22 protein-coding genes are annotated in these 26,774 nt (G+C 73.5%); 4 read left to right on the top strand and 18 right to left on the bottom strand.

From position 1 onward, the window contains the following. Positions 1–110 precede the first annotated feature (110 nt). Complete coding sequence (locus tag ABT154_RS18655; RefSeq protein ID WP_351857921.1) at positions 111–977, bottom strand: alpha/beta fold hydrolase; 867 nt, start codon at positions 975–977, stop codon at positions 111–113. Positions 978–1,555: 578 nt separating this feature from the next. Then, complete coding sequence (locus ABT154_RS18650) at positions 1,556–2,245, bottom strand: iron-dependent transcriptional repressor DtxR (protein WP_351857920.1); 690 nt, start codon at positions 2,243–2,245, stop codon at positions 1,556–1,558. A 195-nt stretch (positions 2,246–2,440) separates the two neighbouring features. Between ABT154_RS18650 and ABT154_RS18645 the strand changes: the two genes are divergently transcribed. After that, positions 2,441–3,208, top strand: coding sequence for an SIS domain-containing protein (locus ABT154_RS18645; RefSeq protein WP_351857919.1), 768 nt, complete (start codon positions 2,441–2,443; stop codon positions 3,206–3,208). 63 nt (positions 3,209–3,271) lie between these two features. On the opposite strand, the gene ABT154_RS18640 is transcribed toward ABT154_RS18645, so the two are convergent. The 3 genes from ABT154_RS18640 to pdxH form a co-directional block, all read right to left on the bottom strand. Continuing rightward, the gene (locus tag ABT154_RS18640) at positions 3,272–3,604 is read right to left on the bottom strand and encodes a hypothetical protein (RefSeq protein ID WP_351857918.1); all 333 of its coding nucleotides are present in this window, start codon (positions 3,602–3,604) and stop codon (positions 3,272–3,274) included. A 128-nt stretch (positions 3,605–3,732) separates the two neighbouring features. Continuing rightward, complete coding sequence (locus tag ABT154_RS18635) at positions 3,733–5,061, bottom strand: PAS domain-containing protein (RefSeq protein ID WP_351857917.1); 1,329 nt, start codon at positions 5,059–5,061, stop codon at positions 3,733–3,735. 152 nt (positions 5,062–5,213) lie between these two features. Then, positions 5,214–5,852 (bottom strand): pyridoxamine 5'-phosphate oxidase, encoded by a 639-nt coding sequence (gene pdxH / locus ABT154_RS18630; protein ID WP_351858018.1) that lies wholly within the window; start codon positions 5,850–5,852, stop codon positions 5,214–5,216. Between the two features lie 261 nt (positions 5,853–6,113). Here pdxH and ABT154_RS18625 point away from each other — a divergent pair, with 261 nt between their 5' ends. Continuing rightward, a complete protein-coding gene (locus tag ABT154_RS18625) occupies positions 6,114–7,214 on the top strand; it encodes a citrate synthase 2 (RefSeq protein WP_351857916.1) in 1,101 nt (366 codons plus the stop codon). Between the two features lie 153 nt (positions 7,215–7,367). Here the strand turns inward: ABT154_RS18625 and ABT154_RS18620 are convergent, their stop codons facing one another. Further along, a complete protein-coding gene (locus ABT154_RS18620; protein ID WP_351857915.1) occupies positions 7,368–8,411 on the bottom strand; it encodes an isopenicillin N synthase family dioxygenase in 1,044 nt (347 codons plus the stop codon). Positions 8,412–8,789: 378 nt separating this feature from the next. Here ABT154_RS18620 and ABT154_RS18615 point away from each other — a divergent pair, with 378 nt between their 5' ends. After that, on the top strand, positions 8,790–9,827 hold the full coding sequence (locus tag ABT154_RS18615) for a M4 family metallopeptidase (protein ID WP_351857914.1): 1,038 nt from the start codon (positions 8,790–8,792) through the stop codon (positions 9,825–9,827). A gap of 424 nt (positions 9,828–10,251) precedes the next feature. Here the strand turns inward: ABT154_RS18615 and ABT154_RS18610 are convergent, their stop codons facing one another. The 10 genes from ABT154_RS18610 to ABT154_RS18565 all read right to left on the bottom strand — a co-directional run bounded on the left by ABT154_RS18610 (position 10,252) and on the right by ABT154_RS18565 (position 22,139). Then, the gene (locus tag ABT154_RS18610; protein ID WP_351857913.1) at positions 10,252–11,244 is read right to left on the bottom strand and encodes a linear amide C-N hydrolase; all 993 of its coding nucleotides are present in this window, start codon (positions 11,242–11,244) and stop codon (positions 10,252–10,254) included. A gap of 252 nt (positions 11,245–11,496) precedes the next feature. Continuing rightward, positions 11,497–12,159 (bottom strand): TetR/AcrR family transcriptional regulator, encoded by a 663-nt coding sequence (locus ABT154_RS18605; protein ID WP_351857912.1) that lies wholly within the window; start codon positions 12,157–12,159, stop codon positions 11,497–11,499. Further along, positions 12,147–12,869 (bottom strand): enoyl-CoA hydratase family protein, encoded by a 723-nt coding sequence (locus ABT154_RS18600; protein ID WP_351857911.1) that lies wholly within the window; start codon positions 12,867–12,869, stop codon positions 12,147–12,149. Before ABT154_RS18600 ends, ABT154_RS18605 begins: the two co-directional genes overlap by 13 nt. After that, positions 12,866–14,443 (bottom strand): 4-coumarate--CoA ligase family protein, encoded by a 1,578-nt coding sequence (locus tag ABT154_RS18595; protein WP_351857910.1) that lies wholly within the window; start codon positions 14,441–14,443, stop codon positions 12,866–12,868. The genes ABT154_RS18600 and ABT154_RS18595 overlap by 4 nt, the downstream gene beginning before the upstream one ends. A gap of 158 nt (positions 14,444–14,601) precedes the next feature. Beyond that, the gene (locus ABT154_RS18590; protein ID WP_351857909.1) at positions 14,602–14,751 is read right to left on the bottom strand and encodes an excalibur calcium-binding domain-containing protein; all 150 of its coding nucleotides are present in this window, start codon (positions 14,749–14,751) and stop codon (positions 14,602–14,604) included. 55 nt (positions 14,752–14,806) lie between these two features. Further along, positions 14,807–15,940: an acyl-CoA dehydrogenase family protein gene (locus tag ABT154_RS18585; protein WP_351857908.1), complete on the bottom strand. Its 1,134-nt coding sequence runs from the start codon at positions 15,938–15,940 to the stop codon at positions 14,807–14,809. After that, positions 15,937–17,856, bottom strand: a complete 1,920-nt coding sequence (locus ABT154_RS18580) for an acetyl/propionyl/methylcrotonyl-CoA carboxylase subunit alpha (RefSeq protein WP_351857907.1) — start codon at positions 17,854–17,856, stop codon at positions 15,937–15,939. The genes ABT154_RS18585 and ABT154_RS18580 overlap by 4 nt, the downstream gene beginning before the upstream one ends. 8 nt (positions 17,857–17,864) lie before the next feature. Beyond that, positions 17,865–19,463, bottom strand: a complete 1,599-nt coding sequence (locus tag ABT154_RS18575; protein ID WP_351857906.1) for an acyl-CoA carboxylase subunit beta — start codon at positions 19,461–19,463, stop codon at positions 17,865–17,867. An 88-nt stretch (positions 19,464–19,551) separates the two neighbouring features. Next, positions 19,552–21,348: an acyclic terpene utilization AtuA family protein gene (locus ABT154_RS18570; RefSeq protein ID WP_351857905.1), complete on the bottom strand. Its 1,797-nt coding sequence runs from the start codon at positions 21,346–21,348 to the stop codon at positions 19,552–19,554. Continuing rightward, positions 21,345–22,139 carry a TIGR03084 family metal-binding protein gene (locus ABT154_RS18565; protein WP_351857904.1) on the bottom strand — a complete coding sequence of 265 codons (795 nt, stop codon included), beginning with the start codon at positions 22,137–22,139 and terminating at the stop codon, positions 21,345–21,347. The genes ABT154_RS18570 and ABT154_RS18565 overlap by 4 nt, the downstream gene beginning before the upstream one ends. Before the next feature lie 216 nt (positions 22,140–22,355). On the opposite strand from ABT154_RS18565, the gene ABT154_RS18560 reads away from it, so the two are divergent. Further along, positions 22,356–24,920, top strand: coding sequence for an FtsX-like permease family protein (locus tag ABT154_RS18560; RefSeq protein WP_351857903.1), 2,565 nt, complete (start codon positions 22,356–22,358; stop codon positions 24,918–24,920). Positions 24,921–25,004: 84 nt separating this feature from the next. Here the strand turns inward: ABT154_RS18560 and ABT154_RS18555 are convergent, their stop codons facing one another. Together ABT154_RS18555 and ABT154_RS18550 are read right to left on the bottom strand one after the other, a co-directional pair. Then, on the bottom strand, positions 25,005–25,439 hold the full coding sequence (locus ABT154_RS18555; protein ID WP_351857902.1) for a hypothetical protein: 435 nt from the start codon (positions 25,437–25,439) through the stop codon (positions 25,005–25,007). Between the two features lie 128 nt (positions 25,440–25,567). Continuing rightward, the gene (locus tag ABT154_RS18550; protein ID WP_351857901.1) at positions 25,568–26,767 is read right to left on the bottom strand and encodes an acyl-CoA dehydrogenase family protein; all 1,200 of its coding nucleotides are present in this window, start codon (positions 26,765–26,767) and stop codon (positions 25,568–25,570) included. Positions 26,768–26,774: the final 7 nt, after the last annotated feature.

Below are 26,774 nucleotides of genomic sequence, written 5' to 3'. Positions count from 1 at the left end.
GCCTCGGACGCGCCGCGAGAGGGACCGTATCTCGCCACACGTTCCACGCCGACACGCGGGGCCCCTCGCCCGTGGGCCCAGGGGCCGCCGCCTCACGCGCGGGCCGCCGCCTACGAGGTCAGGACGCCGTTCAGGAAGGGCCCGACCGCCTCGCGCCAGGCGTCCGGGTGGGTGTAGTGGAGGAGATGGCCCGCGTCGGGGATCTCCGCGTACGACCCGTGGGGCAGCACCCGGACCATCTCCTGGGCCTCCGCCCGGCCCAGCTCGCCGTCCAGGCCGCGGAGGACCAGGGTGGGGCAGCGGACCTGGGCGAGCGAGTCCCAGTGGGCGTCGTGCACCCAGGTCTCGCGGGAGGTCAGCATCTGCTCCGGGTCGAAGACCGGGCGCCAGCCGTCCGGGTGCTCGGCCATCACCTCGGCGAAGAAGGCGCCCCGGGCGGGGTGGGGGCGCTCGACCCACGGGTCCTCCTCGCCGAACCAGCCGCGGACGGCGTCGAGCGACGGGAACGGGGCGGGCCAGCGGCGGAACCAGTCCCGCCATTCGCGCTGCGAGGCCGCGCCGAGCGCGGAGGCCCGCATGTCGCAGATGACGAGGGCGCGGACCAGGTCGGGGCGCTCGGCGGCCAGCTGCCAGGCGGTGAGGGCGCCCATGGAGTGGCCGATGAGGGTCACCGGGCCGAGGCCGAGCTGTTCGACCGCCGCCGCCGCGTCCGTCACGTACGCCTCACGGGTGAAGGCGGCGGCGGGCCCCGCGCTGTGCCCGTGCCCGCGCTGGTCGAGGGCGACGGTCCGGGGGTACGGGGAGCCGGGGCCCGCCCCGAGCCGGGCGACCGCCGGGGCCCAGTGGGCGGCGTGCCCCATCAGGCCGTGGAGGAGTAAGACCCCGGGTCCGGTCCTCGGGGACGCGGTCCCTGGCGTGAACTCCCAGGCCGCCAGCCGAACACCGTCGGCTCCGGTGACGTCGAGTCGTCGCGCCATCCCTGGCACCCCCTCTTTCCCGTCGAACCACGCCAGACTATCGAACTCGCATTCGAAAATGCGCTCCTGCCACACAACACCGCTCGTTCGAGTGACAGCCCTCAAGGATTGGCAGCCGCCGCCGAGGGGAGATCTTGAACGGGAGGCGGACCACTCGGGGAAAAGGGGTCCGACGGGATTGACCTTGAGAGCTCGGGGCTCCAGGTCAGCACAGGGGAGGACAGGCCCCGGCGCCCAAGGGCGCCGGGGCCCTCTGTCGTCCGTAGCCCGCATGCCCCCACCCCCCCCACTCCCCACCCCTTCGCGTACAGCCCGTACCAGCGTGGCACGGCCAGGGCGCGGGCGTGGCGATTCCGGCGTAAAACGGGTCGCGCGGCGGTTCGTTGGGCCACCGAGGCCGAACCGAGTCGATGCCGTGATCTCCCCCCGTACAACCAACAGCCCCCGCCGTCGGTCGATCCGGCCGTGCTCAGCTCCGGTGGGGCGTCCTCGCCCCGTCCGTCCGACCCCGGGAAGCGGAGAAGGGCGCCCCGCCGGTCTTCCGACCGGCGGGGCGCCCCCGTCTCACCTGCTCCGCCTCAGCGCTTCGCGACGAACACGTGCGCCGCGACCTCCGCGCCCAGCTCGGCCGCCTCGCCGCTGCTGCCCACCAGGACACCGCCGGCGGACTCCGTCACCGACACCACGGAGCCGGGCTGCACGCCCGCGCGCCGCAGCGTGTACATCAGCTGGGCGTCCGTCTGGATCGGCTCGCCGATCCGCCGCACGACCACCGTCTTGCCCTCGCTCGCGTCCAGGTCCGCCAGCGACACCATCGAGTCGTCGAGGAAGGCCTCGGCCTCCGCCTTCTCGCCCAGCTCTTCGAGGCCCGGGATCGGGTTCCCGTACGGCGACTCCGTCGGGTGACGCAGCAGTTCGAGGACCCGCCGCTCCACGGCCTCGCTCATCACGTGCTCCCAGCGGCAGGCCTCGGCGTGCACCTGCTCCCACTCCAGGCCGATCACGTCGACGAGCAGGCACTCCGCGAGGCGGTGCTTGCGCATGACGCGGGTGGCGAGGCGGCGGCCCTCGTCCGTGAGCTCCAGGTGCCGGTCGCTGGCCACGGCCACCAGGCCGTCGCGCTCCATCCGGGCGACCGTCTGGCTCACCGTCGGGCCGCTCTGGTCGAGCCGCTCGGCGATCCGGGCGCGCATGGGGACCACACCTTCCTCCTCAAGCTCAAGGATGGTGCGGAGATACATCTCCGTTGTGTCGATCAGTCCGGACATACGTGCCCCTCGATGAGTCGTGCGCTGGCCCTGCACCAATTCTGACGCATCGCGCCGACAACCGGGCCGCACCGGGTGAAGGCGCGGTGAAGGCGGTATTGACAGAGCAATGGTCCAGACCGCACCGTGATCGGCGACCAGGGCACGACCATGACACGACGGCGACACCACGGCGACGAGAAGGAGCTTCCTGCAATGGGCGACAGCGCGGGCGAGAGCAAACTGGCCGGACAGTTCTTCGACGCCGCGATCGGCCTGCTCCAGCAGGTGCGGGACGGCGACTCGGCCGAGATCGCCGCGGCGGGCGCCGCCATCGCGGAGGCCGTCGCGAACGGCAACCGGCTCTTCGCGTTCGGCGCGGGGCACTCCTCCCTCGCCGCCCAGGACGTGGTCTACCGGGCCGGCGGCCTCGCCCTGATGAACCTGCTCGTGGTCCCGGGGGTCGTCGGCGTCGACGTCATGCCGGCCACGCTCGGCTCCGCCCTCGAACGGGTCGACGGGCTCGCCGGGGCCGTCCTGGACTCCTCCCCCGCCAAGGCCGGGGACGTCCTGATCATCATCTCGCTCTCCGGGCGGAACGCCCTGCCCGTCGAGATGGCGATGAACGCCCGCGCGCTCGGCCTCACCGTCATCGGCGTCACCTCGGTGGCGTACGGGACGGAGACGAAGTCCCGGCACGTCTCGGGGACGTACCTCAAGGACCACTGCGACATCGTCCTCGACTCGAAGATCGCCATCGGCGACGCCGAACTCACCCACGAGGGCATCGAGGCGCCCTTCGCCCCCGCGTCCACCGTCGTCACCAGCGCCCTCATGCAGGCCACGATGGCCGCCGCCGCCGAGGAACTGGTCCGCCGCGGCATCGAGCCGCCGCTGCTGCGCTCCGGAAACGTCGACGGCGGGCACGAGTGGAACGGCCGCGTGATGGCGGAGTACGGCGACCGGATCTTCTACCGGCACTGACCGGGGCTGACGGCCGGCGCCGGGCCGACCGGCGCCGGGCGACGCGGCGCCGGTCGGCCCGTACTAGGCGGCCGTGTGCGGGGTCTTCCCGTGCGGGGTCTTCCCGTGCGCGGGCGGCAGCAGCTGGCTCATGGCGATGCAGGCGAGGCCGGAGAGCATCAGGGCGAGCTGGCCGAAGAAGCGGGCCTCCCAGGAGAGGCCGGGCAGGACGCCGAAGTACACCAGGCCCTGCAGGAAGAGGGTCAGGCCCACCAGCAGGGCTCCGACGCCCTGGAGCCGGGGCCTGGTGACGTGCCTGCGCGTCCAGGGCGGGACCCAGCCCGTCCGGAGCGTCAGCAGGCCCAGCGCGATCGCGGCCACCCCCAGGAGCATGCCCGCTCCCACCATCCATGCCATGAGATCCCCCTCGTCCGGTCCGACCGGAGACCCCGATTGTCGCCCCGCCCCGCCGGGCCCCTCCATGCCGGACCACGGCAGAATCCGGACCTCCTCGTTGCCTGCCTGCGACGCTCCGGGGACAGGCCCTAAGGGTTGTCGCCCAGGTCCAGCACCATCGCCACCCGGGAGGCCACCGCCTCCGCGAGGACCACGTCGTCCCGCTCGAACGGGGGACGGCACGCGGCGCGCAGGAAGGTGACGACGCCGAGGGTCCGGCCCCGGGAGCGCAGGGGCACGCACACCGCGTGCGCCGCGTCCCCGGGCCACTGGTGGGCCTCCGCCCACACCTCGGCCGTGCGGCCCGCGCTCGCCCGTACCGTGCCCACCCGGTCCCAGGCCTGGAGCGCCGGATGCCTCGGCCCGTACCGCAGCGGGATGCCGCCGCCCACGACCGGCGAGGACGGGCCGGGGGCGCCGCCCGCAGGGGTGGCCAGGGTCCGGGTGAGGCGCCGCTCCCCTGCCGGACGGTCCACCAGGGCGTGGTCGGCGAACCCGGCCAGGGCGAAGTCGAGCAGGACGGTCGCGGCCTCCGCCAGGTCCTCGCACTCCGCCGCCGCCGCGCCCGCCCGGTGCAGCTGGCTCCACCGGAACCTCAGCCGGTCCGCGTCCCGCGTCGCCAGCCGCTCCTCCGTGACGTCCTGGAACAGCCAGGCCACGCCCAGCGGCACCGGCTCCTCCGCCATCGGCGAGGCCAGCCGCAGGAAGCCGCTGCGCCAGCACCTGCGGCGCTCCCCGGCGGAGGTCCGCAGCGTCACCCACACCTCGGCGGGTGCGGGCGGGGTGCCCTCCGCGAGGACGTGCTGCAGGGCGGCCTCCAGCTCCTCGGCGCCCTGGACGACGACATCGCCCAGCGGGCGCCCGAGCAGGGCCGTACGCCCGGTTCCGAAGGCACGGGCGGCGTGACCGTTGACCATGGCGGGGCGCAGGTCGGCGTCGACCAGGACGACTCCCCAGGAGGCGTCCTCGAAGAGGGCCTCGCTGAGGGCCACCGAACGCTCCAGGTCGAGCTGGACGTGGACCTCGCTGAACGCGCAGTACACACCCGCCGGTGCGCCGTCCGCGCCGCGCACGCCGGCGGCCTGACTGCGGACGAGCACCCGGCCGCCGTCCTTGCGGAGCAGCGCCAGCTCGTGGACCTGCCGTCCGGGGCCCTTCATGACGCCCATCAGCCGGCGCAGGATGTCCTCGGAGTCGGCGCTGCGCGCGCCCCACCCCTCGAAGCCCCGGCGCCCGACGGCCTCGGCCGCGGACCAGCCGAGGATCCGCTCGGCCTCACGGTTCCAGTGCGTGACCGTCCCGTCGGCGTCGAAGGCGCAGAGCGCCGCGTCCATCCCGTCGAGCAGCGCGGCCAGCAGATCTGCCCCCGCCCCGGGAACGGAGGCGGTCTCGCTCGCGGACCCCGTGAATGCACTCATGCCGCACCCCCCATACTGCGGCCATTCAACTGGAACGTGACGCAGAGCACATCACCTTCACCGAAATCGTTGCATCGCGGAAACGCGTGCGAAGCGAGGTGGGAAGGGGTGGCCGCCGGACCCCGAACCCCGGAACGCGACCCGCCGGGCCCTCAGGGCGCCAGTCGTTCCACCCGCCAGGTCTCGCCCCGGGGGCCGCCCTCGCGGACGTAGCGGAGGCGGTCGTGGAGGCGGTTCTCGTGGCCCTGCCAGAACTCGACGGCGTCCGGGACGACCCTGATGCCGCCCCACTCCGGCGGGACCGGGACCTGGGAGCCCTCGGGGTAGCGGGCGGCCAGTTCCTCGTAGCGGGCGAGGAGTTCCGCGCGGGAGGCGATCACCGAGGACTGGCGGCTCGCCCAGGCGCCGAGCTGCGAGCCGTGCGGGCGGGTGCGGAAGTAGGCGGCGGTCTCGTCGCGGCCGACGTGCTCGGCGCGGCCGGTGACGATCACCTGGCGGGCCAGCGGGTGCCAGGGGAAGAGCAGCGAGGCGTACGGGTTGGCCGCGGTCTCCCGGCCCTTCCGGGAGTCGTAGTTGGTGAAGAAGACGAATCCGGCCCGGTCGTAGTGCTTGAGCAGGACGGTCCGGGAGGAGGGGCGGCCGTCGGGCGAGGCCGTGGAGACGATCATCGCGTTCGGCTCGTGGATCGCCGGGTTGGCGGCGGTCTCCTTGAACCAGCGGGCGAACTGCGCGATCGGCTCGGGCGCGAGGTCGGCGGCGGACAGTTCCGTGGTGCGGTACTGCTCGCGCATGTCGGCGGGATCCAGGGCGTCGGTCACGGGATCGGTCACGCCGTCGTTCACAGGATCGGTCACGGAGTCATTGTGCGACAGCGCCTCAGTTTGCCCGGCACCGCCCGCCGCCAATCCTCACTCGCCGGATCGGCGCACTGTGCCGGATGTCACGCTTCCCCGCATCATCGGAACCGTACAGACTCTGGGGCTGGACGACTGTTGAAACCCGACGACCGACCAGTACACGGTTGATCGATCATCGATTAGAGGAGCCGCCTGATGTCCGACTTCGTACCCGGGCTCGAAGGAGTCGTCGCGTTCGAGACGGAGATCGCCGAACCCGACAAGGAAGGCGGCGCCCTCCGCTACCGCGGCGTCGACATCGAGGACCTCGTCGGTCACGTCTCGTTCGGCAACGTCTGGGGCCTCCTCGTCGACGGCGCCTTCAACCCGGGCCTGCCGGCCGCCGAGCCCTTCCCGATCCCGGTGCACTCCGGCGACATCCGGGTCGACGTGCAGTCCGCGCTCGCGATGCTCGCGCCCGTGTGGGGCCTCAAACCGCTCCTGGACATCTCCGCCGAGCAGGCCCGCGACGACCTCGCCCGCGCCGCCGTCATGGCGCTCTCGTACGTCGCGCAGTCCGCGCGCGGCCAGGGCCTCGCGATGGTCCCGCAGAGCGAGATCGACAAGGCCGAGTCGGTCGTCGAGCGCTTCATGATCCGCTGGCGCGGCGAGCCCGACCCGAAGCACGTGAAGGCCGTCGACGCCTACTGGACCTCCGCCGCCGAGCACGGCATGAACGCGTCGACCTTCACCGCGCGCGTGATCGCCTCCACCGGCGCCGACGTGGCCGCCTCCCTCTCCGGCGCCGTCGGCGCGATGTCCGGCCCGCTGCACGGCGGCGCGCCCTCCCGCGTCCTCGGCATGATCGAGGAGATCGAGCGGACCGGCGACGCCACCGCGTGGGTGAAGCAGGCCCTCGACAAGGGTGAGCGCCTGATGGGCTTCGGCCACCGCGTCTACCGCGCCGAGGACCCCCGCGCGCGCGTGCTGCGGCGGACCGCCAAGGAGCTGGACGCCCCCCGCTACGAGGTGGCCGCCGCCCTGGAGCGGGCCGCCCTGGAGGAGCTGCACAACCGGCGCCCCGACCGCGTCCTCGCGACGAACGTGGAGTTCTGGGCGGCCATCGTCCTGGACTTCGCCGAGGTCCCGGCGCACATGTTCACGTCGATGTTCACGTGCGCGCGTACCGCCGGATGGTCCGCGCACATCCTGGAGCAGAAGCGCACCGGCCGCCTCGTGCGCCCCTCGGCCCGCTACACGGGCCCCGGCCAGCGGGACCCGCGCGAGATCGAGGGTTACGCGGACATCGCGGGCTGAGCCTGCCGGCCGCCCCGCCCCACGCCACGACGACGGCCCGACCCGCACAGTCAGGGCCGTCGTCGCACGCGCGGCGGAAGCCGTACCGGCTGAGCGGGTACGCCCGCATCTTGCCCCTCGGCTCGTTGCGGCCGTACCCGGCAGCCGTACCCGCTAGACCGACAGCGCCGGCTGCGCCTCCGGGTGGAGCAGCAGGTCCGCGTGGTGGCGGGCCGCCACCAGCGGGTGCGCCCGCATCTTGCCCTTCAGCTCGTTGCGCCCGTACTCGGCGAACAGCGGGTTCGCCGGGTCGGCCGTGACGCCGGGAGCCGTCCCCGCGTACGGGAAGACCAGCGGTTCGATGCGGGCGTCGAGCCGCGGGTTGTAGAAGAACGGCACGGAGTAGCGCTCCGTCGCCCCGGGCGGTGAGACGACCCGGTGGTTGGTGGCGACCAGATAGCCGTTGGTCGCCACTTCGAGCAGCTCGCCGAGGTTGACGACGAACGCGCCGGGCAGCGGCGGCACTTCATGGAACTCGCCGTCCTCGCGCTGCACCTGGAGCCCGCCCACCTGGTCCTGGAGCAGCAGGGTGAGGAAGCCGTAGTCCTTGTGCGCGCCGACGCCCTGCTCGTCGCCCTCGCCGCTGCTGCCCGGGTAGCGCACCAGCTTGAGGTGCGGGTGGGCGCGCGGCCCGAAGATGTCGTCGTAGAAGCCCGCGGGCGCGCCGATGGAGGCCAGCAGCTCGTGCAGCAGGCGCTCGGCGACGCCGCTGAGCCGGTCGATCCAGTGCAGGGCGGCGGTCCGCAGCTCGGGGAGGGCCGCGGGCCACTGGTTGGGGCCTTCGAGCCACCAGTAGGGGGCTTCCCAGGGGGCGGGGACGTGCGCGGGGCGCTCGGCGCCGATGTCGAGCTGGTCGCGCCAGTCGCGGGCGCCGGCGGTGCGTTCGTCGCCGATGCGGGTGTAGCCGCGGAAGTGCGGCGAGTTGATGTTGTCGAGGGCGAGCCGGTCGGCCTCGGGCAGCGCGAAGAAGGCGTGCGTGGCGGAGGTCAGGGCCCGGGTCTCGGCCTCGGTGACGCCGTGCCCGACGAGCTGGAAGAAGCCGACGTCGTGGGCGGCGGAGTGGAGCTGCGCGTGGAGGAGGCGACGGGCCTGCGGGTCCCGGTCGGCGGCGGAGAGGTCGACGATGGGGAGCTGCGAGGTGTACGAGCTGCGAGTCATGGATGCGTCCGCGGGGTCTACGGGTGCCCGGGGTAGCCGCCAGGGGTGGGGCGGGGGCCACGGGTGCCGGTCGGCAGGGGCTCTGGACGAGGGACCCGTGGGCGGGGGGCGTGGTGTGGCCCCGGTGCCGTGAGGGTCAGGCGGAGCGGCGACAGCTCATGCTCGTGACGCGGACGAAGTCCACGTGGCGGCGGCGTACGAGCGTAGGCATGCGACCAGCGTACTGCGGAGGGGCGGGTTCGACTGTGGCCCGCGTCACGTCCGGCGGTCGGTGGTGCGGGGGTGTTCAAAGGGGCGGCGGTACGCGAAGATCACCGCCACGCATGTCACGCGCATGCCAATCATCTCGTCGCAGCATCCCAACGCAGGAGGATCTCCATGAGTCGCCGCCCGTCCCGCGGCCTGATCGCCGCGGCCACCGCCACCGTGGCCGCCGCCACCGCCGCGCTCCTCCCCTCCGCCGGCGCCTCGGCCGCCCCGCTCCCCCAGGCCCGGGTCTTCATGGTGAACCCGGTCCAGTCCTCGGGCGACCAGACCCTCGCCGACCACAAGGACGCGGCGAGCGACGTGCCCGCCTCCGCGTACGCCACCGTCACGCTGCGGAACCTCGACGCGAGCGGCGCGCTGTCCGGCCGGTGGGCCGCCGTCCGCTCGGAGACCGGCAAGCCCGCCGCGGTCGCCGGCGCCGCCTCGTACGACCGCTCGGACGACGGGTTCGAGCAGGTCATGGCGTACTTCTGGGTCAACGAGGCGCAGGAGTACCTCCAGGGCCTCGGCTTCGGCAGCGAGCTGCCCGGCGCCAACGACCGGGTGCAGCAGGTCCGCCTCAACCAGTGGGGCGCCGACAACTCCTTCTTCACCGACAAGAAGGACGAGATCCGCTTCGGCAAGGGCGGGGTGGACGACGCCGAGGACGCCGAGGTGATCGTCCACGAGTACGGCCACGCCGTGCACAACGCCCAGGTGTCGGGCTTCGGTTCGTCCCCGGAGGCCGGCGCCATCGGCGAGGCCTTCGGCGACTACCTGGCCGTGGAGGTCGGTACGAACGCGGTCACGAAGTACGGCTGGCCGATGAAGGCCGACCTGGCCTGCGTCGGCGACTGGGACTCGACCGGCTACACCGCCGCCCCGCACTGCCTGCGCCGCCTCGACGGCACCAAGACGTACGCGGACCGCGAGGGCGAGGTCCACGCCGACGGCGAGATCTGGTCCCGGGCGCTCTTCGACATCCGGGGCAAGCTCGGCGCCCGCACGGCCGACCGGATCATCGTGAACGCCCAGTTCGGCTTCGCCGCCGACACCAGCTTCAAGGACGCGGCCCTGACGACGGTCGCGACGGCGCAGAAGATGTACGGGACGCAGGCCGCGGCGGCCGTACGGGACGCCTTCCGGGCGCGGGAGATCCCGGGCGTGTAACCGCTCCGCGGGTCTGGGCGCCCAGCGCGTCCGGGTCGTGTCCGGCCGATCGCGCGACCACCCCGCAGCTGAGTCTCCGATGCGGACATGGGGCGGGGTGGACCGAGTGCTGACCGGTGGCGGGTCACCGGCAGATGATCGACGGGATCCCGGACGGGGATGCGGTGGCGTGACCCGCCCGAACGGTCCTGCCCGTGGAAGACCGTCTGTGAGCGCCATCGCCCGTGGTCGGCCCACGGCGCCCGGGAACGCCTGCTCCAGCGGGTCCGGGCCGAGGCCGACGCGGCCGGGGAGATCGGCTGGGACATCTCCGTCGACTCCGCGGTCGTCCGCGCTCATCGCCCGCCGCCGGCGCGCTCGCGCCGACCCGCCCCCCGCTCCAGTCCGCCCGCACAGTGATGCCCTGATCGTGGACGCCCAGGGCCTAGCGTGCCGGGACGAACTCGCTGGTCACATTGCCGACGTGGTCGGGCTCCTTCACCACGTCGAGGAGCAGCTCCGGGCTGCCCTCGGAGAAGTCCAGCTGGGACAGCTCGACCCACACCACGTTGGGGCTCGTGGTGGACTCGTAGAAGTACCGGCGCTCGGTGAGGTCGGCGACGGTGCGCCAGCGGGTGGTCGAGATGTTCGGCCGCACCTCGTCCGCCGTGCCGAACGGGGCGGAGGCGTTGCGGATCACGCTGAACATGTACGCCGCGGCTTCGCGCGCGTCCGAGGTGCTCGGAAGCTGCGCGGAGTAGTACGCGGCGCGAGCGAAGCGGTCCGGTGAGTCGACGCCGCCCGGCAGCGGCTGATCGCCGCCGAGTCCTTCGTAGCGCTCCTTCAGCTCCAGCTGGTCCTCGTACCAGGGGGAGTTCGCCATCACGGTGTACTGCTTGCCCTGGTGCACGACGGCCTTGCCGTCGCGGAACTCGATGATGGCCGAGTTGCCGTCCTTGTCCGCGAGCGCGAGGTGGCCGGTCCCGGGCTTGCCCCCGAGGCCCTTCGGGATGAGCTGGATGTTGTCCTTCTCGATCCTCTCCACCCCGTCGGCCACGCTGTCGAAGCGGTCGAGCAGGTACTGGATCGCCCAGTACAGTTCGAGCCCGGGGCGCGAGGGGTCGCGGTCGCCGTACTCCGATTCGGAGAGGTACAGCCCGCTGACCTGGAACCCCGCCTCGTTGACGCCGTCGACGGCCGCCTCGCGGTACATGAGTGCGACGACGCTGCCGAACCGCGAGGTCCAGGTGAAGTTGCCCGGGAGCGCGGGCGTGCTGGGCATGCTCTGGCGCTCCACGCCGCGCGGGCGCACCGCCAGGATCGTGTCCGTGTCCTGGTACCAGTCCATGCTCCGGGCGACCAGTACGTTGCCCTGGGCGGGGCCGCCCTGCGCCATGCGGGAGTGACCCTGCGATGACCAGAGGATTCGTGTACACATAGCCGGAATTATGGACATTCGACGTCGGGTCGGCTGGTCGACCCGGCCGATGTTCGCTCAATCGATTCGGCGCTCACGCGTATGCAGACACGGGGTGTGGGGCTGGGGCCTGATGCCGACCGGCCGGGAACGGCCGCGGGCGATCAGCTCGGAATCGGTCAGGCCACCCCGCCCCATGTCCACGTCAACGTCCACGTCAACGTCCACGTCAGGATGGCGAAGTAGCCGCATGATCGGCCGGGTACGTCCTGTCTAGCCGCTCAGCGCCTCGTTCACCAGCCGCGCCCACTGGGACACCACGCGGTCCCTGCGGGCGCGGTCGTCCGTCAGGAGGGTCGCGAGGCCGAGGCCCCGGGCCATGTCCAGGAGGCCCTGCACGGTCTCGCGGACTCCCGGGCGGGATTCGTCCGCGCCGAGCACCTCCACGGCGATCCGGTGGGACTCGCGTCCGACGCGGGCCTCCAGCTCGGTGACCCGCTCGCGGAGCTGCTCCTCGTCGGAGGCGGCGACCCAGAGGTGGAGCGCGGCCCGGAAGAGGGGCCCGGTGTAGAGGCCGACGAGTGCGGAGACGGCCTGTTCGCGGTCGTCCGTACGGACCTCCCGCAGGGCCTGCGAGCGTTCCTCGGCGACGTACTCGACGGCGGCCGTGAACAGGTCCTCGCGGGTCGGGAAGTGGTGCTGGGCCGCCCCCCGGGACACTCCGGCCCGCTCGGCGACGACGGCGACGGTGGACCCGGCCCAGCCGTGCTCGGCCAGACAGGCCACGGCGGCCTCAAGGAGCCGCTGCCGGGTGGCCCGGCTGCGGTCCTGCTTGGGGTTGCGGTCGGGCTTGGCGGGGCCGCCCGGCTTGGCCGAGCCGCCCGGCTTCGGGTCGCGGTCCGGCTTCGGCTGGTTCTGCGCGGTCAGAGCCGCCATGCGGGGTCCCGTCGTTCGAGGAAGGCCGTCATCCCCTCGCGCGCCTCCGCCGAGGCGAAGAGCGTGGCCGACCTCCGCACCAGGTCCTCCGCGTCACGTTCGAAGGTCTCCAGGACTCTAGCGGTGACCAGCCGCTTCGCCTCCCGCAGGCCCTGCGGGGAGGCGGCGCGGAAGGAGTCGAGGACGCCCGGAAGGGCCTCCTCGCCGGCCGTCACGAGGCCCATGCCGATCGCCTCGGGGACACCGAACCGCTCGCCCGTCAGGTAGTAGCGGGCCGCCGCGCGCGGTTCGAGCTTGGGGAGGAGGGTGAGGGAGATGACGGCGGGCGCGACCCCGATCCGTACCTCGGTGAGCGCGAAGTCCGCCTTCTCCCCCGCCATCACGAGGTCGCAGGCACCCAGCAGGCCGAGGCCGCCTGCCCGTACGTGCCCGGTGACATGGCCGACGACCGGTTTCGGCAGCTCGACGAGCTGCCGGAGCAGGTCCACGAAGGCGTAAGGGCTGGCGGGGCCCTTCAGGTCGGCGCCCGCGCTGAACGTCGAGCCGGTGTGGGTGAGGACGACGACGCGGACCGCCGGGTCCTTGCCGCAGGCGGTGAGCGCGTCGGCGAGTTCGCCGACGAGCGCGGCCGACAGGGCGTTCCGGTTGGCCGGGGAGTCCAGCGCGAGGGTGGTGACGCCCCGCTCCTCGGTGACGGCGACCAGGGTCATGCGCGGTCCCTCAATTCCCTGCGGAGGATCTTCCCGGAGGCCGCCCGGGGCACGGTGTCGACGAACTCGACGCTGCGGACCTTCTTGTACGGGGACACCCGGGCGGCGACGTACGCCATGACGTCCTCGGCGGTGAGGCCGGACGCGGCGGGCTGGCGTACGACGAAGGCCCTGGGCGTCTCGGTCCCTTCCGCGTCGGTGACGCCGATGACGGCGGCGTCGGCGATCCCCTCGTGGGTGAGGAGGAGCGCTTCGAGTTCGGCGGGGGCGACCTGGAAGCCCTTGTACTTGATGAGTTCCTTGACGCGGTCGACGACGAACAGCCAGCCGCCCTCGTCGACGCGGCCGATGTCGCCGGTGTGCACCCACCCGTCGGCGTCGATCATCGCGGCGGTGGCGTCGGGCCGGCCGAGGTATCCCTTCATGACCTGCGGCCCCCGGATGGCGACCTCGCCCTCCTCGCCGGGCGCCGCGTCCTTCCCCGGGTCGTCGAGGGACAGGACGCGCATCTCGGTGGAGGGCAGCAGCTTGCCGACGGTGCCGGGCGGGGGGTTCGCGGCGCCGAGCGGGACGACGTGGGTGCCCGGGGACAGTTCCGTCATGCCGTACGCCTGGAGGACCGGCGGCAGCCCGAGCCGGGCCGAGCACGCCTGGGCGAGGGCCGCGTCGAGCGGGGCGGCGGCGCTGACGACGTACTCCAGGGACGAGAGGTCGTAGTCGGCGACGGCCGGGTGCTTGGCGAGCGCGAGCACGATCGGCGGGGCGACGTACAGGCCGTTGATCCGGTGTTCCTGGATGGCGCCGAGGAAGGTGTCGAGCTCGAAGCGGGGCAGGACGACGACGGTGGCGCCCCTGCGGAGGGGCGCGTTCATCAGAGCGGTGAGCCCGTAGATGTGAAAAAAGGGCAATACCGCAAGAATGCGGTCACCCGGCCCCATCGGGATGACCGGCTCCAGCTGGGCCAGGTTGGTGGCGATGGAGGTGTGGGTGAGCATGACGCCCTTGGGGACGCCGGTGGTGCCGGAGGAGTACGGGAGGGCCGCCACGTCCCGGTCGGGGTCGATGGCGATCTCGGGGAGCGCTTCGGTGGAGCCGAGGAAGGCCTGCAGCGAGCGGATGCCCTCTCCCTCCGGCGCCTGGTCGCAGACGAAGATCTCCTCGATGCCGCCCGCGAGTCCGGCCGCGGCGCGGGCGGCGGGGAGCAGGGGCGAGACGGTGACGATCCACCGCGCGGAGGAGTCGCGCAGCTGCTTGGCGAACTCCTCGGGCGTGGCGAGCGGATGCACGGTGGTGACGGACGCGCCGGCGCGGGTGGCGGCGTAGAACGCGATGGGGAACAGCACGGTGTTGGGGCTGTGCAGCGCGAGCACGTCCCCCTTGCGCACCCCGGCCCCCGCGAGCCCGGCGGCGACCCGCCGGTGAAAGGCGTCGACCTGCCCGTAGGTGAGGGTCAGCCCCCCGGCCCCGTCGACGAGGGCCGGGGCGTCCCCGTACTCGGCGGCGCGGCCGAGCACGGCGTCGTGAATGGGCAGGGAGAGGGTGGAAACGGCCTCGTACTCGCTGTGGAACACCATGCGTTGACCCCCTGGAGAGGTGAGAGCGGACGCCAGGATCGCGGCTGCGGGCGGGACTTGGGGAGACCCTGTCAGCCCTCCGAAAAACAATCAAGCATGCCTGCATGGTTTACGAGAACGTCGCTCGCAGCGGCGGCGTACCGACCACCCGCCGCGCGTCAGCCCTCGCAGGCGACTCCGTCGCCGTCGCGGTCGAGGTGGCGGGCGTAGCCCGAATCGCCTCGGTGGATGGGGGCGGCGCCCGCCGCTCGGACGGCGGCGCAGTTCGCGTGGCAGACCTCTTCGGGCGCGTCCTCGGTGGTCTCCACGGGCTGCGGCTCGCGGGCCGTGCCGGGTGCGGGCGTCGGACGCCGCCCCGCCCGATCAGTACGACTTGGGCAGCCCCAGGGAGTGGCTCGACACGAAGTTCAGGATCATTTCGCGGCTGACGGGGGCGATCCTGGCCACCCGGGCCGCCGTGATCAGGCGTGCCAGGCCGAACTCCTTGGTGAGGCCGTTGCCGCCGAGGGTGTGGACGGCCGTGTCGACGGCCTTCACACAGGCCTCGGCCGCCGCGTACTTCGCCATGTTGGCGGCCTCGCCCGCGCCCATGTCGTCGCCCGTGTCGTACAGCCGTGCCGCCTTCTGCATCATCAGACGGGCGAGTTCGAGCTCGATGTGGGCCTGGGCAAGGGGGTGGGCGATGGCCTGGTGGGCGCCGATGGGCGCCTTCCAGACCTGGCGCTCCTTCGCGTACGCCACCGCCCGGTCCAGGGCGTGCCGGCCCATGCCGATCGCGAACGCGGCCGTCATGATCCGCTCCGGGTTGAGGCCCGCGAAGAGCTGGAGGAGGCCCGCGTCCTCGTCGCCGACGAGCGCGTCCGCCGGCAGGTGGACGTCGTCGAGGGTCAGCTCGAACTGCTTCTCGCTCGCGTCGAGTTCCATCTCGATATGACGCCGCCCGAAGCCGGGTGCGTCGCGCGGGACGATGAAGAGGCAGGGCTTGAGGTTGCCGGTGCGGGCGTCGGAGGTGCGGCCGACGATGAGGGTCGCGTCCGCGATGTCGACCCCCGACACGAACACCTTCCGCCCGTTGAGGACCCAGCCGTCCTCGGTGCGGGTGGCGGTGGTGGTGATGCGGTGCGAGTTGGAGCCCGCGTCGGGCTCGGTGATGCCGAAGGCCATCGTCTTCGAGCCGTCCGCGAGGCCGGGGAGCCAGGCCCGCTTCTGCTCCTCGGTGCCGAAGCGGGCGATGACCGTTCCGCAGATGGCGGGCGACACGACCATCATCAGGAGCGGGGCCCCGGCGGCGCCCGTCTCCTCCAGGACGATGGACAGCTCGGCGATGCCGCCGCCCCCACCGCCGTACTCCTCGGGGAGGTTCACGCCGAGGTAGCCGAGCTTCCCGGCCTCCGCCCACAGGGCGGCCCGGTCGAAGCCGGGGCCGTGCCGCCGCCCGAGGGCGGTGACGGCGGCGCGGAGTTCGGTGTGTTCCTGCGGCTCGATGTCGGTGCTCATACGGGGTCTTCCTCCGTTGCTTCGGTCTGTACGACGGCGAGCAGGGCGCCGACCTCGACCTGGCGGCCGGGGGCGGCGTGGAGCGCGGTGAGCGTGCCGGAGGCGGGAGCGATGACGCGGTGCTCCATCTTCATGGCCTCCAGCCAGAGGAGCGGCTGCCCCGCGGTGACCCGGTCGCCGACGGCGAGGCCGTCCGCGACCCGGACGACGGTGCCGGGCATGGGGGCGAGCAGGGAGCCGGGCTCCCGCTGGTCCGCGGGGTCGGTGAAGCGGGGGGCGACGGCGAGGCGGTGGCGCCCGGCGTGGACGATCCCGTCGCCGTACGAGGCGACCTCGAAGTCCCTTACGACTCGGGCGACTTCGAGCCTCACCCGGCCGGGTGCCGCCGAGACGACCCGCACCCCTTCGGGCGCTGTGACCTCGTACCCGCCGCCCCGGGCGGGCCGGTAGCGGACCTCGTGGTCCCCGTACGTCCGTGCCTCCTCCTGCGAGCGGACGTTCCGCCAACCCCCGCCGAACCGCCCGGCGTTGGCGGCTGCCCCGGAGAGCGCTGCGGCGACGGCCGCGTGCTCCTCGCCGTCACGGGGCCCGGTCAGCGCCGCCAGGTTGCGTTCGTAGAACCCGGTGTCGAGCCTGCGGGTCTCCCGGAACTCGGGGTGCCGCAGGGAGGCGACGAGCAGGTCCCTGTTGGTGGCGGGTCCGTGGATCACCGTGCGTTCCAGGGCGTCGGCCAGCTTGCGGACGGCCTCGGCGCGGGTCGGCGCGTACGCGATGACCTTGGCGAGCAGGGAGTCGTACTGCACGGGCACGGTGTCCCCCGAGGCGTACCCGGCGTCGACGCGGAGGCCCGGACCGACGGGGAAGTCCAGCCGGTGCAGCACGCCCGCCTGCGGGGTCCAGCCGGACGCGGGGTCCTCGGCGTAGAGCCGGGCCTCGACGGCGTGGCCGGCCGGTGCCACCCCCCGGCCCCCGGCGGGGGCGTACTCCAGGACGTCGGGCAGCGGGGTGCCCTCGGCCACGGAGATCTGGAGGGCGACGAGGTCGACGCCGAACAGCTCCTCGGTCACCGGGTGTTCGACCTGGAGGCGGGTGTTCATCTCCAGGAAGTGCGTGCGGCCGTACTCGCCCATCAGGAACTCGACCGTTCCCGCGCCGACGTAGCCGATCGCCTTCACGGCGTCCGACGCCTGCTCGGACAGGTCCGCCACGACCTCGGCGGGCAGGCCGGGCGGCGGGGTCTCCTCGATCACCTTCTGATGGCGGCGCTGGAGGGAGCAGTCGCGGGCGCCGAGCGTCCGGACGGCGCCGTGGGCGTCGGCGAGGACCTGCACCTCGATGTGGCGCCCGTTCTCGATGTACGGCTCGACGAACACCTCGCCGTCCCCGAAGGCGCTCGCGGCCTCCGCCGAAGCGGACTCCAACGCGCCCGCCAGTGAGCCGAGTTCGCGGACGATCCGCATGCCCCGGCCGCCGCCGCCCGCCGCCGCCTTCACCAGCACGGGCAGGTCGGCCGCGGTGACGTCGGCGGCGGCGAGCGGGGCGACGCCCAGGAGTTCCTTGGCGCGGGTCTTCGACGCCATCGCCTCGATGGCCTCGGGCGGCGGGCCGATCCAGGTCAGTCCGGCGGCGGTCACGGCCCGCGCGAAGGCGGCGTTCTCGGAGAGGAAGCCGTAGCCGGGGTGGACGGCGTCGGCGCCGGCCGCGAGGGCCGCCGCCACCACCAGGTCCCCGCGCAGATACGTCTCCGAGGGCGTGACCCCCGGCAGCCGTACCGCCGCGTCGGCCTCCCGTACGTGCAGGGCGTCGGCGTCCGCGTCGGAGTACACGGCGACGGTCGAGATGCCCAGCTCACGGCAGGTACGGAACACCCGGCAGGCGATCTCGCCCCGGTTGGCGACCAGAAGGGTGGAAATCACCAGGGGCCTCACATTCGGAAGACGCCGAAGCCGCCGCGCGCGCCCTCGACCGGTGCCGTATGAATCGCGGAGAGGCACAGTCCGAGGACCGTGCGGGTGTCGCGGGGGTCGATGACCCCGTCGTCGTAGAGCCGGCCGGAGAGGAACATCGGCAGCGACTCGGACTCGATCTGCGCCTCGACCAGCGCGCGGAGACCGGCGTCGGCCTCCTCGTCGTACGGCTGCCCCTTCGCGGCGGCGGACGCCCGCGCCACGATCGAGAGGACACCCGCGAGCTGCTGCGGGCCCATGACGGCGGACTTGGCGCTCGGCCAGGCGAAGAGGAAGCGGGGGTCGTACGCCCGGCCGCACATGCCGTAGTGCCCGGCGCCGTAGCTCGCGCCCATGAGCACGGACAGATGGGGGACCTTCGAGTTCGACACGGCGTTGATCATCATCGCGCCGTGCTTGATGATGCCGCCCTGCTCGTACTCCTTGCCGACCATGTAGCCGGTGGTGTTGTGCAGGAAGACCAGCGGGATGTCCCGCTGGTTGGCGAGCTGGATGAACTGCGCGGCCTTCTGCGACTCCGCGGAGAACAGGACCCCCTGCGCGTTGGCGATCACACCGACCGGGTAGCCGTGCAGGCGCGCCCACCCCGTCGTGAGCGAGGTCCCGTACAGCGGCTTGAACTCGTCGAAGTCGGAACCGTCGACGATCCGCGCGATGACCTCGCGCGGGTCGAAGGGGGTCTTGAGGTCGCCGGGGACGATCCCGAGGAGTTCGTCCTCGTCGTACTTCGGCGCCTCCGCCATGGCCGGATCGGGGTGCGCCTTGCGGTGGTTGAGGCGGGCGACGATCCGGCGGGCCTGGCGGAGCGCGTCGGACTCGTCGACGGCGTAGTGGTCCGCGAGGCCGGACGTCCGGGCGTGCATCTCGGCGCCGCCCAGCGACTCGTCGTCGCTCTCCTCGCCCGTCGCCATCCTCACCAGCGGCGGACCGCCGAGGAAGACCTTCGACCGCTCCTTGATCATCACGGTGTGGTCGGACATGCCGGGGACGTACGCGCCGCCGGCGGTCGAGTTGCCGAAGACGACCGCGACCGTGGGGATGCCGGCTGCGGAGAGACGGGTGAGGTCGCGGAAGAGCGCCCCGCCCGGGATGAAGATCTCCTTCTGGGAGGGGAGGTCGGCGCCGCCGGACTCCACCAGCGAGATGACGGGCAGCCGGTTGGCGAACGCGATCTCGTTGGCGCGGAGGGCCTTCTTGAGCGTCCACGGGTTGGAGGCGCCGCCGCGCACGGTCGGGTCGTTGGCGGTGATCAGGCACTCGACGCCCTCGACGACCCCGATGCCGGTGATCAGGGAGGCCCCTACGGCGTAGTCGCTGCCCCAGGCGGCGAGCGGCGACAGTTCGAGGAACGGCGAGTCGGGGTCGACCAGCAGCTCGATGCGCTCGCGGGCGAGCATCTTGCCGCGCGCCCGGTGCCGGGCCGTGTACTTCTCGCCGCCGCCGGCGAGCGCCTTGGTGTGCTCGGCGTCGAGGGAGGTCAGCTTGTCGAGCATGGCGGCGCGGGCGGCGGCGTAGTCGGGTCCGCCGGTGTCGAGGGCGGAGGCGAGGACGGTCACAGGTGTTCCTCCGGGGTGCCGGACGGGAAGGCGGCCGGGACGTCGGGCGGGAAGGCGGAGGCGGAGGCAGGGACGGACGCGAGGACGGTCACAGGTGCTCCTCCGGGGCGTCGGGCGGGAAGGCGGCCGAGGTGCCGGGCGGGAAGGCGGCCGAGGCCTCGTACGGGAGGGCGGCCGGGGCCTCGGGCGGCAGGTCGGCCGGGCTGTCGGGCAGCAGTTCCTCCGGGATGTCGAGGCGGCGGGAGCGGAGCCACTCGCCGAGCGCCTTGGCCTGGGGGTCGAAGCGGGCCTGCGAGGCGACGCCCTCGCCGAGGATCCCGGCGACCGTGAAGTTCACCGCGCGGAGATGGGGGAGGACGTGCCGGGTGACGGCCATCCCGACGGTCTCCGGGAGGAGTTCACGGACCTTCTCCACGGTCAGGGCGTGGACGAGCCAGCGCCACTCCGCCTCCGTGCGGACCCACACGCCGATGTTGGCGTCGCCGCCCTTGTCGCCGCTGCGGGCCCCGGCGACCAGGCCGAGCGGTTCGCGCCGGGTGGACGCCGTCCGGAGCGGTTCGGGGAGGGCCGGTTCCGGGACCGGCGCCAGTTCCCGGGTCCGGGGCGGTACGGGGATCTCCCGGCGGGTCCCGTCGGGGAGCACGGCCGTGTGCGGGACCCCGGAGGCGGGGACGTAGGCCGTCTCGAAGACCCCGTAGGGGGCGCCCCTGCCGGGCGGGGCGGTGACATGGAAGCCGGGGTAGCTCGCGAGGGCCAGTTCGATCGCCGCCCCTGTCAGGGTGCGGCCGACCTTCTCGGGGTCGGGGTCCCGGACGACGAGCCGCAGCAGGGCGCTCGCGGTCTCCTCGGTGGCGGCGTCGGGCCGGTCGGTGCGGACGAGTTCCCAGCGGGTCTCGGCGGGCGGGTTCTCCGCCAGGGCGTCGTGGATCTGCGCCCGGAGGAGGTCCGCCTTGGCCTCGATGCCGAGGCCGGTGAGGACGAACACGACCTCGTTGCGGAAGCCGCCGAGCCGGGTGAGTCCGACCTTGAGCGTCGGGGGCGGCGCCTCGCCCCGTGCGCCCTCGATCCGGACCCGGTCGGGGCCCTCCTGGGTGAGCCGGACGGTGTCGAGGCGGGTGGTCACGTCGGGTCCGGGGTAGCGGGCGCCGGCCGTCTCGTAGAGGAGCTGGGCCGTGACCGTGCCGATGTCGACGAGCCCGCCGGTTCCGGGGTGCTTGGTGATGACCGCGCTGCCGTCCTCGTGGAGTTCGGCGACCGGGAAGCCGGGGCGGCGCAGCAGGCCCGGGTCGTGCTCGCGGAAGAAGGCGTAGTTGCCGCCGGTGGCCTGGGTGCCGCACTCCAGGACGTGTCCGGCGACGACCGCGCCGGCCAGCCGGTCGTACTCCTCCGGGCCCCAGCCGAAGTGCCACTGCGCGGGCCCGGTGACGAGGGCGGCGTCGGTGACCCGGCCGGTGACGACGACATCGGCGCCGGCGGCGAGGCAGGCGGCGATGCCCGCCCCGCCGAGGTAGGCGTTGGCGGCCAGGGCGCCGCCGGTGGCGGGCAGCAGGTCGCCCTCCACATGGGCGATCCGGGTCGGCAGGCCGAGCTTCGCGACGAGCGCGCGCAGGGCGTCGGCGAGCCCGGCGGGGTTGAGGCCGCCGGCGTTGGCGACGATCCGGACCCGGCGCTCGTGGGCGAGGCCGAGGCCCTCCTCCATCTGGCGCAGGAAGGTCTTCGCGTACCCGGCGGAGGGGTCCTTCAGCTGGTCGCGGCCGAGGATGAGCATGGTCAGCTCGGCGAGGTAGTCGCCGGTGAGGACGTCGAGTCCGCCGCCGGTGAGCATCTCGCGGACGGCGTCGAAGCGGTCGCCGTAGAAGCCGGAGGCGTTGCCGATACGGATCATTCCGGGGCTCCGTGGGGTGCGCGGCCGGCGCCCGCCGGGCCCGCGAAGGCCTGGGCGATGGCCAGCCAGCGTTCGGCGTCGGCGCCGTGGGCGACCAGGGCGGTGTCGTCGCGATGCGCGCGCTGGGTGACGAGGAGGCAGAAGTCGAGGGCGGGGCCGGTGACCTTCTGGGCGGCGTCCTCGGGGCCGTACGTCCACAACTCCCCGTCGGGCGCGGCGATCTCGACCCGGACCGGCTCGGCGGGCACCGGGAGGCCCCGTACGAGGAAGGCGTAGTCGCGGGCGCGGTGGCCGATCCAGGCGACGTGCCGGAGCCGGGCGGTGGGCGGGCGGACGGCCCCGAGGGCGTCGGCGACGTCCTGGGCGTGCGCCCAGGTCTCCATCAGCCGGGCCGTGGCCATCGCGGGGGCGCTCATCGGCGGCCCGTACCAGGGGAAACGCACGCCCGGCGGCACCGCGCGCAGGGCCTCCTGGAGCCGTTCGCGGCCCTCGCGCCAGCGGGCGAGGAGAACGGCGGGCGGCAGCTTCGCGCCCTCCTCCGCGCCGTCGTCGACGAAGCGGTCGGGGGCGGCGAGCGCCTTCTCCGTCTCGGCGGCGAAGCCCTCGGTGTCGGTGGCGGCGAGGAGCGCGGCGCGGTCGGTCCAGGCGAGGTGGGCGATCTGGTGGGCGACGGTCCAGCCGGGCGCGGGGGTGGGCGCGGCCCATTCCTCCTCGCTCAACTCTCCGACGAGACGGTCGAGTTCTTCACTCTCGTCGCGCAGGTCGTCGAGGACGACGACGGGGTCGGACACGGTGCGCTCCCCTCGGGGGACGGGCGGTCTCGGGCCTTCGCGAGGAGCATGTCAGTGACACCAGAAACAATCAAGCGTGCTTGCTTTAGATTCTGCGGGAAGTCTCCCGTCATCCCGGAGAGGTACGGCGGCTCCCTCAGGGCCCCCTCCGGTATGACCCTGAATCGTGCCTGGTGGGGCCGTGTCCGGCCGTCCCCCCCTCCTAGCGTGGAGGTCATGTCGTCGTCTCTCCTCACCTTCACCGTCAAGGACTTCGCGGCCCAGCTGCGCCAACTCGTTCTCACCGGCGCGGCGGTCGCCGTCGGGGTCGCCTTCCTCGTCCTGTCGGTCGGCGGCGCGGGCGCGCTCGTCCAGTCCTACGAGCAGTCGGCCGCCGCCGACGTCGGCGGCGCACCCGTCCAGGTCGTCCCGGCCGACGGGCCGTTCCTGCCCGCCGACGCGGCGGCCCGCGCCGCCCGCGTCCCGCACGTGACGGAGGTGGCCGAGCGCCTCGTCGGGTACGCCCATGTGATCACCCCCTCCGGGCGCCCCCTGGACGACCGGGCCCTGGTCACGTCGATCGCCGCCGACCCCGCCCTGCGCTGGCAGCGCCTCGGCGAGGGGCGCTGGCCCGAGGGCCCCGGCGAGGTGGTCCTCGACCGGGAGAGCGCGGACCGCGTCGGCGCGCGCCCCGGCGGCACCGTACGACTGACGAAGGCCGACGGACGTACGACGGAGGCCCTGCTCACCGGCCTCCTGGACACCTCGGCGTCGAACATGCTCGGCTCACAGCCCTCGATCGGGGTGCCGTACGCGGAGACGCGGACGTACGCGGCGGGGGTACGGGCGACGCACCTGGACCTCGGGATCGGCGGGGGACGCGGTTCGGGGGCCGAAACCGACACCGGCACCGGCACCGGCACCGGCACCGGCCAGGATCCGAAAGTGGACGATCTGGCGGTCGCGAAGGCCGTCAAGAAGGCCCTCGGCGGCAAGGCCGTGGCCGCCTACACCCACGCCGGAGCCGTCGACCACGCCACCCGGAGCGCCGGGACCATGTACGCGGTGGTGATGACGGCCGCACTCTCCTTCGTCCTCATCGCGATGGCCGTCGCCCGCATGGTCGTCACCAACACCTTCTCCGTCGTCCTCGCCCAACGCGCCCGCAGGCTCGCCCTGTTGCGCTGCATCGGCGCCGACCGTGAGGAGCTCCTCCGCGTCATCCGCCGCCAGGGCCTGATGCTCGGAGTGCTCGCCTCCGCCGCCGGGCTCGCGGCGGGCGCGGCGGCCTGCGCGCTCGGCACGGCGCTGCTGACGGCCCTCGCCGACCTGGGCCCGGTCGAGGTCTCGCTCATGCCGGGCGGCTGGACGTTCGGCCTGGCCGGGGTGTTCGGGGTGCTGCTCACGCTGTGGGCCGTACGCAAGCCGGCGCGGGCCGCCGCCGCCGTCCCGCCGATCGCCGCGCTCGCCGCGAGCGGGGCGGCCAAGCTGCCGGAACCGGGCAGCCGGGCGGTCCGCGAGACGGTCTCCGCGCTGATGCTGGCCGGTGGGGCCGCGCTGCTCGCCTTCGGCGCGTTCGGCGGCTCGGCACTGGCGGTGCTCCTCGTGACGCTCGGCGCGATCCTGACCTTCTTCGCCGTCCTGCGGTACGCCCACCACCTGCTGCCGCCGCTCGTCGGACTGCTCGGCCTCGCGCTGCGCCGCCCGTTCGGCACCGTCGGAAGGCTGTCCGTGCAGCAGCTGCGGGCGAACGCCCGCCGGACCGCCGCCGCCTCCTCCGCCATGCTCGTCGGCGTCACCGTCGCCGTCTCGGCCGTGACCGCGATCGGCGCCGCGAAGGGCGGACTCGACACCATGCTGGCGAGCCGCATGCCGGCGGTCTTCGCCCTGGACACGGACGCCGGACGGGTGCCGGCCGACGCGGTCGACGCGCTGCGCTCCGCCGACGGGCTGACGGTCACCCCGGTCCGTACGGCCACCCTCAGCGTCGGCGGCCGGAAGACGACCGTCGCGGCGGCCGACCCGGCGGGGCTCAACCCGGACGCGGAAGGCGTGGCGGCGGCCCGAAAGCTGAAGGACGGCGAGGCGCTCGGGCTCACGGGGCGGGGCTCCTCCCCGACCGTCGCGGGCACCCGGCTCACCGTCGTCCCCGGCGGGGCGGCACTGCCCGTCTCGCTCTACCCGGAGGCGACCCTGTACGTCACGGAGGCCACGCTCGCGAAGCTGGCGACCACGGCCGCCGCCCCCGCGATCTCCACCGTGCTGATCAGCCCGGCGGGCGACACCGGCCACGACGCGGCCCGAGCCGCCGTCGACCGGGCCCTCGCCGCGCATCCGGAGATCCGCGTCGCGGACACCGGCAAGGACGCCGAACTCATCCGGGGAACGCTCGACCGGATGATGCTCGTCGTCACCGTGCTGCTCGGCTTCTCCATCGCCATCGCCGCGATCGGCGTGGCCGCCACCCTGATGCTCACCGTCGAGGAGCGCACCCGCGAGTTCGAGACACTCCGCGCGATCGGCCTCGCGGGCGAGCAACTGCGCCGGGTCCTGACCGTCGAGTCGGCGCTGCTCGCCCTCTCCGGCGCGATCGCCGGAACCCTCCTGGGCCTGCTGTACGGAACCCTCGCCGCCCGCTCCGTACTGGCGGGCCACGTCTCCCCGCTCGAAGCGCCGGCCTCGTCGGGCGGTACGGTCCTCGGCATCCTCGCGGCCACGCTCCTCACGGGCATCGCGGCCTCGGTGCTGCCGGTCCGACGGGTACGGAGGATGGTGGTGGTGGACGCGCTGCACGCGGAGTAGCGGCGCGGCGCCCGGCGGCTCAGAGGGTGCCGGAGAGTGTATGCACGTCTGTACGCCCATGCGCATGTGCACCCCCGTGCGCGCCTACGCGGGCACGTCCCCGCGCCACTTCCTCCGGACGACCGACGACAGGGCCGTGACCGCGACGACGAGGGCGAGGGAGCGGAGGGGGAGGAGGGTGCCGGGGGCGTCGTCGATGACGTCGATGCCGTTGCCCACGGCCGTGATCCAACTGACCGTGCCGACGAGGGCCATGGGGCCGACCCGGCGCTCGCCCGTGATGAGCATGCCGATCCACAGGACGATCGGCATGACCAGGAAGGTGTTCACGATCGCCGCCGTGAACGCCTGATCCGTCGAGTACCCCGGCCCCGCCCCCAGCGTCGCCGCCGCCTGACCGGTGAAGGACAGATACAGGCCGTCGGACAGGATCACATGGGAGGCGGCGACGCCGATCGTGGAGACGATCAGCGCCTTCAGCAGCCGGGGGGCGAGCGGGGTGGGTGAGGACGGTGCCATGGCGGTGACTATACGCACGGTCTATACATGCGGTGTATAGCCCCCCTCTCCACGTGACAGCGAGGGGGCGCTTCGACCGACGGCCTTCAACCGTGGGGGTGATGAAGTCCCGCTGAATCGAACGCAGTTCAGGAGTCGGAGGGGAAGACCGTCGCCGCGTAGGCCGCAGCGGCCGGGGCCGGCTGGAGGGCCGCGTGGGCGGCGATGGCATGGATGTCGCGCCAGGCGCGCTCCAGGCCGCCCCCCGCGATGAGCCCCCGGGCGCCACCGGTACGCATCAGGCGCTCGACGGCACCGGCCAGCAGGTCCACGGCGACGGCGGAGTCCCGCTGATTGAGCGCGACGACGGCCGCCCCAGCTCCGTCCCCGTCCTCGGTCCAGTCGTCCGCCCGCGTCGCCGCCGCCCCCAACAGCAGGTGCGCGGCGTCGATTTCGGCCGCGCAGCGGGCAAGAGCCTGCTGGACCACCGGATCCTCCGACAGCGGACGCCCGCCGGGAAGACGGCGGAGTCCCGTCAGAACCGTCCACGCCGCCAGCGCGCCGCGCGCCGCACCGAGCGCCGGAGCGGCGAACAGAAGGGCGGCGACCAGCTGATACGGCACGCGGTGGCAGGGCGCCACCCCGGAACCGCGTACCACGGCGGCTACCGACTCCCCCTCTTCCTCGCGGGCCCCGGTCACCAACGCGTCGCGCACGAAAGTCCGGTGTTCCGGCACGAAGACCGCGTCCGCCTCCTCGATCACCACGCTGTGGCTGCCCGTCGCCCGCAGCCCCACCGCGTCCCACGTCTCCCTGACCCCGACCCGCTCGCGAGGCACGGCGAGGACCCGGTACACCGGCGCGCCCGCCCCGGAGTGATCGAGGGAGGCCAGCAGCACCCACTCCGCATGCTCGACTCCGCTGGCGAACGCCCACTCCCCCGACAGGTTCCAGCCGCCCGGCGCCCGGGTCAGCCGGCCCGCCGGGGGTACGACGGCCGCCGCGACGCGTGTGTCCGGCGAGTCGCCCCACAGCTCGCGCTGCCCCTCGACCGGCAGGTGCGCGGCGAGGCGGCCGTGCGCGGCGAGCAGCACCCCGCACCAGGCGGTGGACGCGCAGGCCGCGCCCACCTCGGCGACGGTGTCGATCAGTTCGGCGAAGCCGCCGGCCGTTCCGCCCCAGCGGCGCGGTACGAAGTGCCGGGCGAGGCCGGCGTCGGTCATCGCGGCGACCACCTCGGGGTGGAGCCGCCCGGTCCGCTCCGACTCCTCGGCGTGCCGCGCGGCGGCGGCGTACAGGTGTCCGGCGGCGAGGGCAGGCACGGTCGCGGGGGTGTCGACGACTGTCATGACGCGT

It is taken from the genome of Streptomyces sp. NPDC001728 (assembly GCF_040297565.1).
Lineage (GTDB): Bacteria > Actinomycetota > Actinomycetes > Streptomycetales > Streptomycetaceae > Streptomyces.
This window is presented reverse-complemented; position numbering and strand designations above follow the sequence as displayed.

Bases quoted from the DNA above. Each gene is read 5' to 3' on its own strand.
- ABT154_RS18595 (WP_351857910.1), bottom strand. From the start codon at position 14,443: ATGGTGTTCCACAGCGAGTACGAGGCCGTTTCCACCCTCTCCCTGCCC.
- ABT154_RS18600 (WP_351857911.1), bottom strand. From the start codon at position 12,869: ATGACCCTGGTCGCCGTCACCGAGGAGCGGGGCGTCACCACCCTCGCG.
- ABT154_RS18625 (WP_351857916.1), top strand. From the start codon at position 6,114: ATGTCCGACTTCGTACCCGGGCTCGAAGGAGTCGTCGCGTTCGAGACG.
- ABT154_RS18605 (WP_351857912.1), bottom strand. From the start codon at position 12,159: ATGGCGGCTCTGACCGCGCAGAACCAGCCGAAGCCGGACCGCGACCCG.
- ABT154_RS18655 (WP_351857921.1), bottom strand. From the start codon at position 977: ATGGCGCGACGACTCGACGTCACCGGAGCCGACGGTGTTCGGCTGGCG.
- ABT154_RS18585 (WP_351857908.1), bottom strand. From the start codon at position 15,940: ATGAGCACCGACATCGAGCCGCAGGAACACACCGAACTCCGCGCCGCC.
- ABT154_RS18635 (WP_351857917.1), bottom strand. From the start codon at position 5,061: ATGAGTGCATTCACGGGGTCCGCGAGCGAGACCGCCTCCGTTCCCGGG.
- ABT154_RS18555 (WP_351857902.1), bottom strand. From the start codon at position 25,439: ATGGCACCGTCCTCACCCACCCCGCTCGCCCCCCGGCTGCTGAAGGCG.
- pdxH (WP_351858018.1), bottom strand. From the start codon at position 5,852: ATGCGCGAGCAGTACCGCACCACGGAACTGTCCGCCGCCGACCTCGCG.
- ABT154_RS18645 (WP_351857919.1), top strand. From the start codon at position 2,441: ATGGGCGACAGCGCGGGCGAGAGCAAACTGGCCGGACAGTTCTTCGAC.
- ABT154_RS18650 (WP_351857920.1), bottom strand. From the start codon at position 2,245: ATGTCCGGACTGATCGACACAACGGAGATGTATCTCCGCACCATCCTT.
- ABT154_RS18620 (WP_351857915.1), bottom strand. From the start codon at position 8,411: ATGACTCGCAGCTCGTACACCTCGCAGCTCCCCATCGTCGACCTCTCC.
- ABT154_RS18570 (WP_351857905.1), bottom strand. From the start codon at position 21,348: ATGATCCGTATCGGCAACGCCTCCGGCTTCTACGGCGACCGCTTCGAC.
- ABT154_RS18615 (WP_351857914.1), top strand. From the start codon at position 8,790: ATGAGTCGCCGCCCGTCCCGCGGCCTGATCGCCGCGGCCACCGCCACC.
- ABT154_RS18610 (WP_351857913.1), bottom strand. From the start codon at position 11,244: ATGTGTACACGAATCCTCTGGTCATCGCAGGGTCACTCCCGCATGGCG.
- ABT154_RS18550 (WP_351857901.1), bottom strand. From the start codon at position 26,767: ATGACAGTCGTCGACACCCCCGCGACCGTGCCTGCCCTCGCCGCCGGA.
- ABT154_RS18640 (WP_351857918.1), bottom strand. From the start codon at position 3,604: ATGGCATGGATGGTGGGAGCGGGCATGCTCCTGGGGGTGGCCGCGATC.
- ABT154_RS18560 (WP_351857903.1), top strand. From the start codon at position 22,356: ATGTCGTCGTCTCTCCTCACCTTCACCGTCAAGGACTTCGCGGCCCAG.